Source organism: Rhodopseudomonas pseudopalustris (assembly GCF_900110435.1).
Lineage (GTDB): Bacteria > Pseudomonadota > Alphaproteobacteria > Rhizobiales > Xanthobacteraceae > Rhodopseudomonas > Rhodopseudomonas pseudopalustris.
Genome location: NZ_FODT01000002.1, coordinates 164,453 through 180,429 on the forward strand (window position 1 = coordinate 164,453; position 15,977 = coordinate 180,429).

Consider the following 15,977-nt stretch of genomic DNA (forward strand, 5'->3'; position numbering starts at 1 on the left):
GATCAGGGGCGGTGTACCGGAGCGAAGGCGTCTATCGCTTGTGACATGGGCGAAGATGCGTTGCAGAGGCGGACTTTTATGGACTCTCTTTCAGGATATTCGCGGCGCCCGTTTGCCTTCATCTTGCGCTATTTGCGTCAGCGTCCGGGCACGCATCTGGTCATTCTTGGATGCGTTCTGCTGGCGGTCGCGTGTTCGGTGGGCACTCAGTACGGCGTGAAATATCTGGTCGATGGCCTCACGCGCGGGCAGTCGGGCGTCGTCTGGCTCGGCTTCCTCTTCCTGATATCGCTGATCGCCGCCGACAATTTCCTCTGGCGGATCGCCAGCTGGGTCGGGAGTTTCACCTTCGTCGGCGTCACCGCGGATCTGCGGCGTGACATGTTCCGGCATCTCACCGGCCATGCGCCGAGCTATTTCTCCGATCGCCTGCCCGGGATGCTGTCGAGTCGCATCACGGCGACTTCGAACGCGGTTTTCACCATCGAAAACATGTTCGTCTGGAATGTGTTGCCGCCTTGCATCGCCACCGTCCTGTCGATTGCCCTGATCGCGACGGTCAGTGCGAAGATGGCGCTTGTGCTGGCGATCGCCTCCGCCCTGCTGATGGCGCTGGTGTTCAAGCTGGCCGCGGACGGCAAACCCCTGCACGACGAATTCGCCGACAAGGCCGCGACCGTCGACGGCGAGATGGTGGACGTGATCAATAATATGCCGCTGGTCCGCGCTTTCTGCGGACTCGGATACGAGCACGCCCGGTTCGAGAACACCGTCAATCTCGAGGTCAACGCCCGCGGTCGCAGCCTGCGTTATCTCGAGCGGCTCCGGCTGTTACACGCCGTGATCACGGTGATTCTCACCGTGGCGTTGCTCGCCTGGGCGATTCAGCTGTGGCAGCGCGGTGGCGCGTCGACCGGCGATGTGGTGCTGATCTGCACGTTGGGCCTGTCGATCCTGCACGCGACGCGCGATCTGGCGGTGGCGCTGGTCGATGTCACGCAGCACGTCGCCCGGCTGTCAGAGGCGATCGCGACGCTGCTCGTTCCCCACGAACTCAGCGATCATCCCGAGGCCGAGCCGCTGGCGCGGGCAGGGGCGGCGATCGCCTTTAACAATGTCTCCTTCAATTATCCGGGCGGATCGAAAGTGTTCGATCGCTTCACGCTGCGGCTCAATGCCGGCGAGCGCGTCGGATTAGTCGGCGCCTCGGGCGGCGGCAAGTCAACGCTGTTCGTATTGCTGCAGCGGTTCTACGACGCGCAGAGCGGCAGCATCACCATCGACGGCCAGGACATTTCACGCGTCACGCAGCACAGCCTGCGCGCCGCCATTTCGGTGGTTCCGCAGGACATTTCGCTGTTTCAGCGCTCGATCCGGGACAATATCCGCTATGGCCGTCCCGAGGCCACCGACGAAGAGGTGCTGCGCGCGGCGATCGCGGCGCGCTGCGATTTCGTCGAGAAATTGCCCGAGGGACTCGACACCATGGTGGGGGATCGCGGCGTCAAGCTGTCCGGCGGTCAGCGCCAGCGGCTTGCGATCGCGCGCGCGTTCCTGAAGGATGCGCCGATCCTGCTGCTCGACGAAGCGACCGCTGCGCTCGATTCGGAATCGGAAGAAGCCATCCGCGAGGCATTGGCGCGGCTGATGCATGGGCGTACGGTGATCGCGATCGCCCACCGTTTGGCGACGCTGCGCAATTTCGACCGCGTGGTTCTGCTGCAATCCGGCCGGATTATCGAAGATGGTCCGCCGGATCGGCTGATGCAGGGCCAGGGTCCGTACCGTGAACTGGTTGCGCGCGAGATCAGCCGCCTGGCGACGCATGTCGCCTGAGTCCGCTAGTAGCGTCCTCGTATCTGCGTCCGCGTCGCGGCTGTCTCGGCCGTGTAATCAGCAAGCCGATGGGGTCGATGGATGCTCACTCATGTAATTTCGCAGCCCGTCGTCGCCGCGGACGTCGAGCCGACCGCGGAATCGCCGTTCTACATCGCGATGGTCGGGCAGGCGGCGCGTCCGCGAACCGTGCTGAAGCACGACGACACCTTTCTGGTGATCGATAGTCACGGGGACCTCGGCACGGCCGTCGGCGCCGATGGACTCTTCAATGCCGATACGCGCTATCTCGCCAAGCTGCAGTTGCAGATCGCCGACGTCCAGCCGCTGCTGCTCGGCTCCAATCTGCGCGACGACAATTCTGCGCTGACCGTCGATCTGACCAATCCGGACATCTATCGTGATGGTCGCCTGGTCCTGGCGAAGGACCTGCTGCATATCGTGCGCACGATCTTCCTCTGGCGCGGCACGGCGTTTCAGCGGGTCGGCCTGCAGAACCACGGCGACGCCGAAGCGAGTTTCGACCTGACGCTCGACTTCGATAACGATTTCGCCGATCTGTTCGAGGTTCGCGGCAGCGTGCGCCCACGGCGCGGCGAATTCGTCAGCCGCAGACTATCGTCGAGCGAAGTCATCTTCGAGTATCGCGGTCTCGACCACGCAACCCGCAGTACAATCGTCACTTTCGATCCGGCGCCGGCGGATTTGAAGGTCAATCGCGCCGTCTATCAGATCACGCTGGCGCCGCAACAGACGGTTTCGGTGTTCGTCGCCGTGAGCTGCAACAAGCCGGCGGCGCAGAAGCTGCTGCCGTTCTTCCGCAGCCTGCTCGCGCACCGTCGCGAGATGCGGCAGACGACCTCCGGCGGCACCACCATCGAGACGTCGAACGATATCTTCAACGAAGTGCTGTGCCAGGCGATGGCCGACCTCAACATTCTGACGACGGAGACGCCGCAAGGTCGCTACCCGTATGCCGGCATTCCCTGGTACTCGACGACGTTCGGACGCGACGGACTGATCACCGCGCTGCAGATGCTGTGGATCGATCCGCGCGTCGCGCGCGGCGTGCTGCGCCGGCTCGCAGCCCATCAGGCAACGGCGGTCGATCCGCTGAACGATGCCGAACCGGGCAAGATCCTGCACGAGATGCGCGGCGGCGAAATGGCGGCGCTGCGCGAGGTGCCGTTTGCGCAGTACTACGGCAGCGTGGATTCAACGCCGCTGTTCGTGATGCTCGCGGGACTTTATGTCGAGCGCACCGGCGACGATGCGACGTTGAAGGAATTGTGGCCGGCGATCGAGAAGGCGCTCGGCTGGATCGACGGGCCGGGCGATCCGGATCGCGACGGCTTCGTCGAGTATCAGCGAGCGACCGAGCAGGGCCTGCAGAATCAGGGCTGGAAGGATTCGTACGACGCGATCTTCCACGCCGACGGCAAGCTCGCCGAGGGTTACATCGCGCTCGCGGAAGTGCAAGGCTATGTGTTCGCCGGCAAGCGGCTTGCAGCGCTTTGCGCGCGACGGCTGGGGCTGATCGATCGAGCCGATCAGCTCGATAACCAGGCCGAGCGGCTCGCGGCCCAGTTCGAGCGTGCGTTCTGGTGCGAGGAACTCGGCACCTACGCGCTCGCGCTCGACGGCGAAAAGCGGCCGTGCAAGGTGCGAAGCTCGAATGCCGGGCAATTGCTGTTCACCGGAATCGTCCGGACCGATCGGGCGCGGCTGGTCGCGACCGATCTGATGCGGCCGCATTTCTTCTCAGGCTGGGGCATTCGCACCATCGCCTGCGGTGAGCCGCGCTACAATCCGATGTCGTATCACAACGGCTCGATCTGGCCCCACGACAACGCTCTGATCGCGCTCGGCCTCGCGCGCTACGGCTTCAAGGCCGCGGTCGAGAATGTTTTCAAGGGCCTGTTCGACGCCGCGACCTATATGGAGTTGCGTCGGCTGCCGGAATTGTTCTGCGGCTTCCAGCGCGAACGCCGCCGCGGCCCGACGTTATATCCGGTGGCGTGCGCGCCGCAGGCCTGGGCCAGCGCGACGCCGTTCACATTGCTCGAAGCCGCGCTCGGCGTGCATTTCAACGCCGATCACCGTGAGATCCGGCTGGTCAATCCGCGGCTGCCGGCGTTCCTCAATATGGTGGTGCTGCGCGATTTGCGGCTCGGTGATTCCAGTGTCGATCTGCGCATTCGGCGGCACGGCGAGGGTGTCTCGATGGAGGTGTTGCGCACCGATGGGCGGATTCAGGTCTCGATCGTGCTGGCGCGCTGAGCCGGACGTCACTCGCTCGATGCGCGGCGCATCATCGTGGAGAGGTCGATGCATATCCGGTTCAGTACTGCGTTCGCCATTGTGATGATCACCAGCGTCGGCTCTGCCGCGCTTCGCGCCGATCCGGCGGAGCCGGACCAATCCGCCGCGGCCGCGAAGGCGGCCCCACCATCGGTGACGGTGATCAGCTCGGACGACGCGCGCGGCGTGCTCGGCCGCGAAGTGCGCAGCGCCGCCGACGAGGATATGGGCCGCATCGTGGATATCGTGGTCGATAAAGAGGGCAAGCCGCGGGCCGCAATCATCGATTTCGGCGGCTTTCTCGGCGTTGGCAGCCGCAAGATCGCGGTCGATTGGGCGGCGTTGAAGTTCGGCAAGGTCGCCAAGAAGGAGGACAAGGTCACGCTGGCGTTGACCCGGGATCAGGTCCGCGCGGCGCCGGAGTACAAGGACGATCAGCTTGTCGTGGTGCTCGGCGCGTCGGGCAAGCTGTCGCCGCTCGAGTTCGGGCCGGAGAAGTAGGCTGAGCGCGCCACCTCCCGATCGTGGAGCCGGACCCGGTCGGGACGATGACCACGCTTCGTCTCGGGCTGAATCGTCGAACACTCCTGAGCCGGCGCGCGCGCCGTCCCGGCAGAGCCAGCGCGGACTCGACTGGTTCATCTTCTTCCTCGCCGATGTGCAGACCGGCTTTGGTCCGTTCATCGCGGTGTATCTCACCACCCAGAAATGGACCCAGGTGGAGATCGGGCTGGTGCTGTCGGTCGGTGGCATCGTCGGCCTGATCGGCCAGATGCCCGGCGGCGCGATCGTCGACGCCGCGCGCGACGAACGCCGTGTCGCCGGCGTTGCCGTCGCGGCGATCGGCGTCGCGGCGCTGGCCTATGCGGCGATGCCGATCTTTCCGGTGGTGATGGCGGCCGCGACGCTGCACGCCGCGGCGAGCTGTGTGCTCGGGCCCTCGATCGCTGCGATCAGCCTCGGCCTCGTCGGCCGCTACGCGATCGGCGAGCGGCTCGGCCGCAACGCGCGCTGCGCCTCGCTCGGCAACGGCGTCGCCGCCGCCGTGATGGGGACCGCCGGCTATCTGTTGTCGAGCCGCTCGGTGTTTCTGGTGACGTGCCTGCTGGTGATCCCGACGCTGATCGCATTGTCGCGCATCCGGGGACACGAAATCGACTCCGCCCGGGCGCACGGCGCGGAGCGCCGCGACGAGACGCCGGGCTTTCGCGCCGCTGGTCTCGCGAGCCTGCTGCGGCAGCGGCCGCTGCTGGTGTTCGCCGCCGCGATGCTGACGCTGCAGCTCGCCAACGCCGCGATGCTGCCGCTGATGGCGAGCGCGGTCACCACCCGCTCCAGCGACTCCGCGCCGGCGCTGATCGCGTTCTGCATCATTGTTCCGCAAGCGATCGTCGCGCTGTTCTCGCCGACAGTCGGACGCCTCGCACAGTCGATCGGCCGCAAGCCGCTGCTGTTTGCGGGCTTCGGCGCGCTGGCGATCCGCGGTTTGCTGTTCGCGAGCGTGACCGATCCATATCTGCTGGTGGCGGTGCAATTGTTCGACGGCATCACCGCCGCGGTGTTCAGCGTGCTGGTGCCGCTGATCATCGCCGATGTCGCGTTCGGCAGCGGGCATTTCAGCTTTGCGCAGGGCGTCGTCGGCACCGCGAGCGGGATCGGCGCGTCGCTCAGCACCGTGGTGGCCGGCCTCGTCGCAGATAAGTTCGGCAGCCCGGCCGCCTTCACCGGGCTGGCCGCGGTCGCCGCATTTGGATTCACCGTGGTGTGGCTGCTGATGCCGGAGACGCGGCGGGTCGAGCCAGAGAAGATTCGAGCGTAACCCCGGTCCTTGCGGGGAGCACAGCGACGAAGCAATCCAGAAGCCCGTTGCCCGGCGCTCTGGATTGCTTCGCTTCCCCGGCAATGACGAAAAGAGAGGGGCCTCAGCGCATCAGCTTGCGGATCTGCTCGGCGCAGCGCGACGCCGCGTTCTGGGCGGCGACCAGCGAGGCGAAGGTCCGGCGCTCCAGGCTGTGGAAATCCTGGTGCGCGGCGTGGAAGCAGAAATTGCGTCCGTCGCGAACGACGATGCCCGCGGTGCGCGAGCTGACTTCAATCACGTAGGCGTCGGACATTTTCAGTCACTGGCACAGCCAGCGCTCCCGGAATTCGGGCGTCCCTTGCTGGGCACCCGCACGCTTCAGACCGTCGAGCAAGGACTCGATGGCGCTCAAACGCGCCTGACCGGGAAAAGTTCCTGAGATGCGCCGCTGGTTCAGCGTTGGACGAACACCAGCAGCACGCCGTTCGCCGCGCCCGGCGGCACCACCAGCCGGTCGCCGAGCGTGACGCCGGCAGCGCCGACGGCCTTTGCGGTCGCGGCGAGGTCGGTCACCGCGATGATCAGCCCGGCGCCGCCGCGCTCCGGCACGCCGTCCAGCGACACGCCTGGATAATGCTGCGCCAACGTGTCCCGCGCGACGAAGGCGAATTCGGCGCGGTCCGATCCGGACGGCACCACAACGCTGCCGTCGGGCTCGGAATACTGCTCGCCGTCGATCAGCCGCAGAATGTGCCGGGCATCGCTCTCCGGCCGCGGCGCGGTGATGATCACCCGCACCAGCCCGGCCGCGGTGTTGGCGTGGCGCAGCAATTCGGGAATCCACACCGTGTCGCGGGTGTGGTGCTGGCATGCGAAAATGCGCAGGCCGGCGGGCGCTTCATTGAGCGGCCATTGGAAGATGCTGAAGCGTGCTTCGCCTTCGCCGCCGCCCGGCAGTTGCACCGGCCGGCCGAAATCGATCGGGCCGATCGCGGCGAGGCCGAGGTCGCGCAGTTCGTCGGCGCCCTTGGCGGCGTCGGTGGTGGTGAAGGCGATCCGCTCGATGCCGTCACCGCGTTCGTCGAGGAAGGCGCGGCTCGGCGCGTTGTGCTCGGTCGGGGTCAGGATGCCGAGCAGCTCGATGTAGTCCTGTCCGAACATGATGGTGTAATTGCCGGAGCCGAGCGCGGCGCTGTGGGTGCCGCGCGGCGACAGCGTGAAGCCGAGCCGTTGCCAATTGGCCGCGGCGGCATCCAGATCCTTGACCATGATGACGGCGTGATCGATTCCGACGACATATTGCAGTGACACGCTGGCTCTACTCCCCAAAAATCCGGCATATTAGGCTAGCGAGATCGCCGCGCCGCCGCAACCCGATGCGTCGACGGATGGCGATCTGTACGCTGTTGAATTGATGGAAGGACTCCCCGCATGAGTGCCGAGGCTCGCTGGCCGGAATCGCTGTGGCACGCGGTGACGCCGCCGGGGCCGGCATTGCCCGAATTGCGCGGCTCAGAGGCGGCCGACGTGATCGTGATCGGGGCGGGCTTCAGCGGTCTGTCGACCGCGCTGCATCTGCGCGAGGCCGGCGTCGACGTCGCCGTGATCGAGGCCGCCGAGCCGGGCTGGGGCGCCTCCGGCCGCAACAACGGCCAGGTGATCCCGACGCTGTCGCGGCCGGATCCCGAAGACATCGTCGCCAAGCACGGCGCCGCCGGCGAGCGGCTGGTCGGGCTGATCCGTGACAGCGCCTCGATCCTGTTCGATGTCGCCAAGCGCCACGCCATCGACGCCGAGCAGGAGCAGAACGGCTGGGTGCAGCCGGTGCATTCGCCCGGCCGGATCAAGATCGCCGAACGCCGCGTCCGGCAATGGTCGAAATTCGGCGCGCCGGTCGAGTTGCTGTCGCGTGACCAGACCCGCGAGATGCTCGGCTCCGACGCCTGGTTCGGCGGCTTCTGGAACAGGACCGGCGGCCACATCAATCCGCTCGCATTGGCGCGCGGGCTGGCGCGCGCCGTGCTGGCGCAGGGCGGGCGTATTTTCGCGCGCTCGCCGGCGCTGAGCATCGAGCGGCGCGGCGATCGCTGGATCGTCAAAACCGCGCAGGGCGAAATCAGTAGTCGCGCGCTGGTGGTCGCCAGCAACGCCTACACCGGTGAATTCTCGAAAACGCTGGCGCCGTCGCTCGCCGGCGAAGTGATGCCGGTGCGATCGTGGCAGATGGCGACGCAGCCGCTCGGCGACAATGTGCGCAAGAGCATGATCCCGGGCCGTCAGGCGATGTCCGACACCCATGGCGAGCTGATCTTCGGCCGCTTCGATGCGCGCAACCGCTTCGTCACCGGCGGCGCGATCATCCGGCCGTTCAATCAGGCCGCGACGCTGAAGGCGCGGGTCGGCAAGCGGCTGCAAGGTCTGTGGCCGCAGATCGGCGAGGTGAAGTTCGACTATGTCTGGAACGGCTTCATCGGCATGACGACCGACTACCTGCCGCACATCCATCGCCTCGGTCCCAATGCCTATGGCTGGACCGGCTGCAACGGCCGCGGCGTCGCGCTGTCGATCGCGCTCGGCGACGAGCTGTCGAAGGCGGTGCGCGGTGTGCCCGACAACGAATTGGCGCTGCCCTTCACCGAGCCGACCCCGATCCCGGCGAACGAACTGCTGCGCCCGTTCGCGCCGCTGATGATGGTGCTGTACCGGCATCGAGACAGCAAGGAGATCGCGTAGTCGGTCCAGCCTTCTTGTCAAAGGCCTTCGCCTCTCACGCAGCGTCATCCTGCAGGATGACGACGGAGTAACAAGTCGAGAGCGCTCAGGCCTCGACCGGCTCGACCGGATGACTCCGCGCCAAATCGCCGCCGGGAATCGAGGCGAGCAGGGCCTGCGTATACGGATGCTGCGGCGCGTTGAACACCTCGCCGGCGGGGCCATGCTCGACCACTTCGCCGTCCTTCATCACCGCGACGAGATCGCAGATCTGCGCCGCCACGCGCAGATCGTGGGTGATGAAGACGATCGACAGGCCGAGCCGCTCGCGCAAATCCGCGAGCAGCTTCAGCACCTGCGCCTGCACCGAGACGTCGAGCGCCGACACCGCCTCGTCGGCGATCAGCACGTCCGGCTTCAGCGCCAGCGCCCGCGCCAGCCCGATCCGCTGCCGCTGGCCGCCGGAGAATTCGTGCGGCAGCCGGTCGCCGGACGCGGGATCGAGCCCGACCAGCGCGAACAGCTCGCGCGCTTCCCTGATCGCCTGCGCGCGCGGCGTGCCGTGGATGATCGGCCCCTGCGCCACCAGCTCCTCGGCCTTGTGCCGCGGATTGAGTGAGGCGAACGGGTCCTGAAACACCATCTGCATATGCCGGGTCTCGCGGCGCACCTGCTCGCGCGGCATTGTCGCCCAGTCGCGGCCCTCGAGCAGGATCGAGCCGCCGTCGGGATCGAGCAGCCGGATGATGCAGCGCGCCAGCGTCGACTTGCCGGAGCCGCTTTCGCCGACGATGCCGAGCGTGGCGCCGCGCGGCAGCTTCAGCGACACCGACTTCACCGCATGCGTAACGCGCGCGCCGCGGCCGAGAAAGCCGCCGGTGCGGAAGGTCTTGGTGACGTCGGCGATGTCGAGGATGGTCTCGGTCGAGATCGGCCGCGGCGGCGGCGCGGTCAGCGGCGGCACCGCCGCGATCAGTTTCCGTGTGTAGGGATGTTGCGGACGATGCAGCACGGCGTCGGCCGCGCCCTGTTCGACGATGACGCCGCGTTGCATCACCGCGACCCGATCGGCGATTTCGGCGACCACGCCGAAATCATGGGTGATGAACAGCACCGCGGTGTTGCGGCGATGCTGCAATTCGCGGATCAGCGTCAGGATCTGCGCCTGCGTGGTGACGTCGAGCGCGGTGGTCGGCTCGTCGGCGATCAACAATTTAGGGTCGAGCGCCAGCGCCATCGCGATCATCGCGCGCTGGCGCTGGCCGCCCGACAGCTCGTGCGGATAGGCGTCGGCGGTGCGCGGCGGATCGGGAATCCGGACGTCTTCGAGCAGCGCCAGCACCTTGGCGCGGATCTCCTGCTTCGACAGCCTTGTGTGGATGCGGAACATCTCGCCGATCTGGTCGCCGATGCTGCGCAGCGGATTGAGCGCGGTCATCGGCTCCTGGAACACCATCGCGATGCCGGCGCCGCGCACGCTGCGCATCTCCGCTGCGCTGGCCTGCGCCAGGTCGCGGCCCTCGAACAGCACGCGTCCGCCGTCGAGCGCGACGCCGCCCGGCAACAGCTGCATCACCGCGTTCGCCATGATCGATTTGCCGGAGCCGGACTCGCCGACCACGCAGAGAATTTCATCGGCGGCGATTGTCAGCGACGCATCGCGCACCGCGTGCGCGCGATCAGCGCCTCCGGGCAGTCGCACGCTGAGCCGGTCGAGCGTCAGGACGGCGGGCTTGGTCTCCGTCATCGTCCCTTCAGCCTCGGATTGAGCGCGTCGTTGAGGCCCTGGCCGACCAGCGACACCGCCAGCACGGTGATCAGGATCGCGAGACCCGGGATCGCGGCGACGTACCACTGCACGCGCAGCACGTCGCGGCCGAGCCCGATCAGATTGCCCCACGATGCGACGTTGGGATCGGACAGTCGCAGAAACGCCAGCGCGCTCTCCAGCAGGATCGCGACCGCCATCACCACGCTGGCATAGACGATCACCGGCGGCAGCGCGTTGGGCAGGATCTCGCCGAGGATCAGTTGCAAATCCTTCATCCCGAGGGTGCGTCCGGCCTGGACGAATTCGCGGTTGCGCAGCGACAGGAATTCGGCGCGGGTCAGCCGCGCCGGCGCCGGCCACGACACGATGCCGACCGCGATCGTCACCGTGGTCAGCGTCGAGCCGAACACCGCGACCAGCACCAGCAGCAGCACGAAGTTCGGCAGGATCTGGAACGCCTCGGTGATCCGCATCAGCACGGTGTCGATCCATCCGCCGAAATAGCCGGCGAAGGCGCCGATCAGCACGCCGATCAGCACCGCGATCGCGGTCGCCGCGCCGCCGATCAAGAGCGCGATCCGTGCGCCGTGGAAAATCTGCGCGGCGATGTCGCGGCCGGAATTGTCGGTGCCGAGCAGGAAGCGCGGATTCGAGAACGGCCAGATCAGCGGCCGGCCGGCGAGCGACAACGGATCCCGCGGATACAACCAGCCGGCGCTGATCGCCATCCCGATCACCAGCAATAGCAAGATCAATCCGACGATGGCGGCGGGGCTGCGGAAATAGCGCTTGATCGCATCCATCGCTTCAGGCCCCGGCGGAGATGCGCGGGTCGAGCCGCGCATAGAGCAGGTCGACCAGAAAATTGACGGCGATCACCAGCAGCGCCGAGACGAACACGATGCCGAGCAAAGTGTTGAGGTCGCGCTGCACCACCGATTCATAAGCAAGCCGGCCGAGGCCGGGCAGCGAGAACACGCTCTCGACCACCACCGAGCCGCCCAGCATGGTGCCGGCCTGCAGTCCGATCAGCGTCACCATCGGTAACAGCGCGTTGCGCAGCACGTGGCGGACGACGATGCGGGTCTCGTCGAGCCCCTTGGCGCGCGCGGTACGGACGAAATCGAGGTTCAGCACCTCCAGCATCGACGCCCGCATGATCCGCAGATAGATCGCCAGAAAGATCAGTCCGAGCGTCAGCGTCGGCAGCACCAGATGGCTGGCGATGTCGAGCGTCCGCGCGAGGCCGGTCGAGGCGGCGCCGATGTCCTCGAAGCCGCCGGCCGGCAGCCATTGCAGATAGACCGAGAACACCACGATCGCCATCAGCCCGAACCAGAACGACGGCGTCGCGTAGAAAATCAGGCCGAGCGTCGAGATCAGCGTGTCGGGCCATTTGTTGACGCCGCGCGCCGCAATCACGCCGAGCACCAGGCCGGCGAAGAACGCGAACGACAGCGACGCGGTCATCAGCAACAGCGTCGGCGGCAGCCGCTCCAGGATCACGGTGGCGACCGGCTTGCCGTAGATCGACGAGAAGCCGAGATCGAACCGCACCAGCCGCCACAGATAGTTGCCGAGCTGCATCGGGACCGACAGGTCGAGCCCGTAGAACTGCCGCAGCTCGCGCGCGGTCGCGGCGTCGCCGCCACCCATCTGCGCCATCATCGCGTCCACGGTGTCGCCGGGCGCGAATTGCAGCAGCACGAAGATGCCGATCAGGATCAGAAACAAGGTCGGGATCGAGGCGGCGAGCCGCCGCCCCGCGAGGCTCAGGATACGCATGCGCTCATCTTGGCTGAGTTGGCGCTATTCGGCCAGCCAAAGATCATGCCAGGTCGATGACGCCCAGCGCGGATTGTTGGAGTGATTGCGCGCCTTGGCGGAGATCACCGTGACGAACAATTGCTCGATCGGCATCCAGATCGGCAGTTCGGTGTTGGCGCGGGTGACGAAATCGGCATACAGCGCCTTGCGCTTGACGGGATCGACCTCGGTGGCGGCGTTATCGATGATCTTGTCGGTGGTGGCGTCTTCCCAGCCCCACTGATTAGTCCACGGCGCGCCCTTGGGCTGGCCGGAGCGATACCACACCGTGGTCGAGACCGCTGGATCGTTGCGATACTGGTGCCAGCCGGTGGCGAGGTCGAAGGCGTGTTCGTCATAGACCTGCTTGAGGAAGCCGCCGCCATCGTTGCGCACGATCTCGACCTGGACGCCGATCTCCGACAGGGATTGCTGGATGAAGGTCGCCCACAGCGAGATGTCCTCACCCCACGGCGCCGGCAACAGCCGCAGCGAGAGGCGGGTGCCGCCGCCTGCGGGCTTCAGCCCGGCCTCGTCGAGCAGCGCGATCGCCTTCTTCTTGTCGTAAGCGTATTGCGGCGTGTTCGGGCCGGGATAGAAATCGGTCGAGGTCGAGGGGATCGGCCCGGTGCCGAGCCTGGCGAAGTCGCCGAGGAAATTCTCGATGAAGAACGGCACGTTGATCGCGTGCGCGATCGCTTGGCGGACGCGGATGTCCGACAGCTCCTTGCGGCGGAAGTTGAACTCCAGCGTGTTGGTGCGGGCGTTGCCCTCGTTGCCCTTGGTCGAGACGATGAAGCGCTTGTCCTTGCCGAGCCGCGCCATGTCGGAAATCGTCAGGCCCGAGAACGGGCTGAGATGCAGGCTGCCGGCTTCGAGCTGCGCCGCCGCCGCGGCGCGGTCGGTGATCACCCGCCAGACGATGCGGTCGAGATAGGGCGCATTCGGCCGCCAGTAATTGTCGTTGCGGTCGGCGATGATGTACTGGCCGCGCTCGTATTTGTTGAACTTGAACGGGCCGGTGCCGATCGGCGCGAGATTGACCGGGTTCTGGCGGATGTCGCCGGTCTCGTAGATGTGCTTGGGCGAGACGTAACCGAGGTCCGGCAGCGCGCGCAGCAGCAAATTGAGCGGCATCGGCCGCTCGTAACGGAAGATCGCAGTCTGCGGATCGGGGGTGTCGACCGCGGTGAGGAACAGCTGCAGCGTCGATCCGTAGTTGAGGATCTTCTTCCACATGTTCAGCGCGGTGAAGGCGACGTCCTCGGAGGTGAACGGCTTGCCGTCGTGCCAGACGACGCCCTTGCGCAACTTGAAAGTGATCGTCTTGCCGTCCGGCGTCGATTCCCAGCTCTCCGCCAGCACGCCGACCGGATTGCCGGCGGCGTCGAGATCGACCAGCGGCTCCTGGATCTTGCCGCCGATGATGTACACGCCGGTCGATGCCTGCAAGCTGGGGTTGAGCTGGCGTTGCTCCGCGCCGTAATGCACGTTGAACACCCCGCCCTTGCGCGGCGTCTCCTGCGCGAACGCCCGCATCGGATTGAGTACATTGGCGGCGATGGCGGCCGACGTCAGCAGGACGGTCCGGCGGTTGATCTCGAAGCGCGACAAGGCCATGCGGTCTCCTGGCGTGATGCTGTGAAGTGAGCGAAACCATAAGACGATACGAGACCGCCGCTGATCAAGCCATTTTCATTTCCGGTTGTGGCCGGCAAGTTTCTGCTGCCGCGGCGAGGCGCCGCGATCAGATATTTGCGGCAAGATCGACCAGTTCGTCGAACAGCACGCCGCTGGCCGCCAGCATCGCCTCGACCTTGTCGGCCGCTTCCGCCACCGTTTGCGCCGAGGTGTCGATCACGAGTTCGCTCGCGGTGGGTGGTTGATAGTCGTTGCCGATTCCGGTGAAATTCTGCAACCCGCCCGCGCGCGCCTTCGCGTAGTGTCCCTTCGGATCGCGGCGCTCGCACACTTCGGCCGGCGTCGCGACGTGGATCTCGCGGAAGCGGTCGCCGGCAATGCGGCGAGCGGCGGCGCGGTCGTCGAGCGCGGGTGACACCGCGGCGACGATCGCGATGTGGCCGTTGGCGGCGAGATGCGCGGCGATTTCGGCGAGGCGGCGGATGTTCTCGCTGCGATCCTGCGGCGAAAAGCCGAGATCGCTGTTGAGCCCGGCGCGCAGCGTATCGCCGTCGAGCAGGATCGGCGAGCCGCCGCGATCGAACAGCCGGCGCTCCAGCGCCTTGGCGAGCGTCGATTTGCCGGAGCCGGGCAGGCCGGTGAACCACAGCACCGCGCCGCCATGGCGAAAGCGCGCGGCGCGCTCGTCCGGCCGGAGCGCCGATTCCACCGGCACGATGTCGGCCGTGGCGGCGCGCTGGCCGGAGTCGACGCTGAGCACCAGTCCGCCGCCGGCGATCCGGCCGCCGACTTCGACCACCAGCCGCCCGGTGCGCGGGAATTCGTCCGCGTGATCGGCGGCCACCGGCTGCGCCAGCGACAGATCAATCTCGCCGACATGATTGCGCGCGATCGCCTTGGCCTCGACGCTTTCGAGATCGCCAGGATCGACCGCCTTCTCGATCGCCACCACGGTGGCGCGGGTCTCGCGGGTGCCGAGCCGCACCAGCAGCGTGGCGCCTGCGGTCAGCGGCTGATCGTGCAGCCAGAAGATCCGCGCGCGCAGCCGCCGCGTGTCGCGCGGCGCCGCGCCGACATGGCCGATCACGTCGCCGCGCTCGATGAACAATTCGCGGTCGAGCGTGATGCCGACCGAGCGGCCGGCGCCCTGCGGCCCCGACACCGGCGTCACCGGCCAGCTCTCGACCGTCTTGATCCTGGCGATCTTGCCGGCCGGCATGATGACGATGTCGTCGCCGGCTTGCAGCCGGCCGGACTCGATGCGGCCGGCGACGATCCGGCGGTCGTCGAATTTGTAGATCGCCTGCACCGGCAGCCGCAGGGCGAGCTGATCGAGCGGCTGCGACGGCGTCAGCGTATCGAGCGCCTCGACCACGGTCGGGCCGTCGTACCAGGCGATGTTCGTCGTCCGCTCGGCGACGCCGTCGCCGTCGCGCGCCGAAATCGGAATCACCGCGGTCGGCGTGACGCCGAGCGAGGTGAGATGGGCGGTGATCTCGTCGCTGATATCAGTGAAGCGCGCCGCCGAAAAATCGACGCGGTCCATCTTGTTGACCACCACGGCGACCTGCTTGATGCCGAGCAGCTGCAGCAAATAGCCGTGCCGCCTTGTCTGGTCGCGGACACCTTCCAGCGCGTCGATGATCAGCACCGCGCCGTCGGCCTGTGAGGCGCCGGTGATCATGTTGCGCAAAAATTCCGCGTGGCCGGGCGCGTCGATCAGCACCACGTCGCGCGAGCGGGTACGGAAGCTGATCTGGGTGGTGTCGATGGTGATGCCCTGATCGCGTTCGGTCTGCAGCGCGTCGAGCAAAAACGACCACTCGAACGGCATTCCGCGCCGGGCGCTGACCGCCTTCAGCATGTCGAGCTTGCCCTCGGGCAGCGAGCCGGTCTCGTGCAGCAAGCGGCCGACCAGCGTCGATTTGCCATGGTCGACATGGCCGACGATGACGATGCGGACCTGCGGACGTGTGGTACCGTTCGGCGTGGCGAGCGTGGAAGGCGGGACGGCGATGGTCATGGCGTCACTCATTGTCCGATATCACGTTGTCCGAAATTGCAGGGTCCGAAATCACAGGGTCCGAAACTACACGGTCCGAAACCGCG

General features: G+C 66.7%; 12 protein-coding genes. 5 read left to right on the plus strand and 7 right to left on the minus strand.

Features of this window, described 5'->3' with window-relative positions; genetic code table 11:
• Positions 1–78: 78 nt before the first annotated feature.
• The 4 genes from BMY71_RS04110 to BMY71_RS04125 all read left to right on the plus strand — a co-directional run bounded on the left by BMY71_RS04110 (position 79) and on the right by BMY71_RS04125 (position 5,956).
• Complete coding sequence (locus BMY71_RS04110) at positions 79–1,836, plus strand: ABC transporter ATP-binding protein (protein WP_011501564.1); 1,758 nt, start codon at positions 79–81, stop codon at positions 1,834–1,836.
• Positions 1,837–1,917: 81 nt separating this feature from the next.
• Entirely contained in the window at positions 1,918–4,116 is a 2,199-nt protein-coding gene (locus tag BMY71_RS04115; protein ID WP_092681936.1) for an amylo-alpha-1,6-glucosidase, read from the plus strand.
• Between the two features lie 48 nt (positions 4,117–4,164).
• On the plus strand, positions 4,165–4,638 hold the full coding sequence (locus BMY71_RS04120; RefSeq protein ID WP_011501566.1) for a PRC-barrel domain-containing protein: 474 nt from the start codon (positions 4,165–4,167) through the stop codon (positions 4,636–4,638).
• 1 nt (position 4,639) lies between these two features.
• Entirely contained in the window at positions 4,640–5,956 is a 1,317-nt protein-coding gene (locus BMY71_RS04125) for an MFS transporter (protein ID WP_210185054.1), read from the plus strand.
• A gap of 103 nt (positions 5,957–6,059) precedes the next feature.
• On the opposite strand, the gene BMY71_RS04130 is transcribed toward BMY71_RS04125, so the two are convergent.
• The gene (locus BMY71_RS04130) at positions 6,060–6,251 is read right to left on the minus strand and encodes a hypothetical protein (RefSeq protein WP_041805158.1); all 192 of its coding nucleotides are present in this window, start codon (positions 6,249–6,251) and stop codon (positions 6,060–6,062) included.
• Positions 6,252–6,391: 140 nt separating this feature from the next.
• Complete coding sequence (locus tag BMY71_RS04135) at positions 6,392–7,249, minus strand: VOC family protein (RefSeq protein ID WP_011501569.1); 858 nt, start codon at positions 7,247–7,249, stop codon at positions 6,392–6,394.
• A gap of 120 nt (positions 7,250–7,369) precedes the next feature.
• Here BMY71_RS04135 and BMY71_RS04140 point away from each other — a divergent pair, with 120 nt between their 5' ends.
• Entirely contained in the window at positions 7,370–8,671 is a 1,302-nt protein-coding gene (locus tag BMY71_RS04140) for an NAD(P)/FAD-dependent oxidoreductase (protein WP_092681938.1), read from the plus strand.
• A gap of 85 nt (positions 8,672–8,756) precedes the next feature.
• On the opposite strand, the gene BMY71_RS04145 is transcribed toward BMY71_RS04140, so the two are convergent.
• From BMY71_RS04145 to cysC, 5 genes are all read right to left on the minus strand, one after another.
• On the minus strand, positions 8,757–10,397 hold the full coding sequence (locus BMY71_RS04145) for an ABC transporter ATP-binding protein (protein ID WP_092681940.1): 1,641 nt from the start codon (positions 10,395–10,397) through the stop codon (positions 8,757–8,759).
• Positions 10,394–11,224, minus strand: coding sequence for an ABC transporter permease (locus BMY71_RS04150; protein WP_011501572.1), 831 nt, complete (start codon positions 11,222–11,224; stop codon positions 10,394–10,396). The genes BMY71_RS04145 and BMY71_RS04150 overlap by 4 nt, the downstream gene beginning before the upstream one ends.
• A 4-nt stretch (positions 11,225–11,228) precedes the next feature.
• The gene (locus tag BMY71_RS04155; protein ID WP_011501573.1) at positions 11,229–12,206 is read right to left on the minus strand and encodes an ABC transporter permease; all 978 of its coding nucleotides are present in this window, start codon (positions 12,204–12,206) and stop codon (positions 11,229–11,231) included.
• A 24-nt stretch (positions 12,207–12,230) separates the two neighbouring features.
• Entirely contained in the window at positions 12,231–13,847 is a 1,617-nt protein-coding gene (locus BMY71_RS04160; protein WP_092681942.1) for an ABC transporter substrate-binding protein, read from the minus strand.
• A 127-nt stretch (positions 13,848–13,974) separates the two neighbouring features.
• Entirely contained in the window at positions 13,975–15,891 is a 1,917-nt protein-coding gene (gene cysC, locus BMY71_RS04165; protein WP_092681944.1) for an adenylyl-sulfate kinase, read from the minus strand.
• Positions 15,892–15,977: the final 86 nt, after the last annotated feature.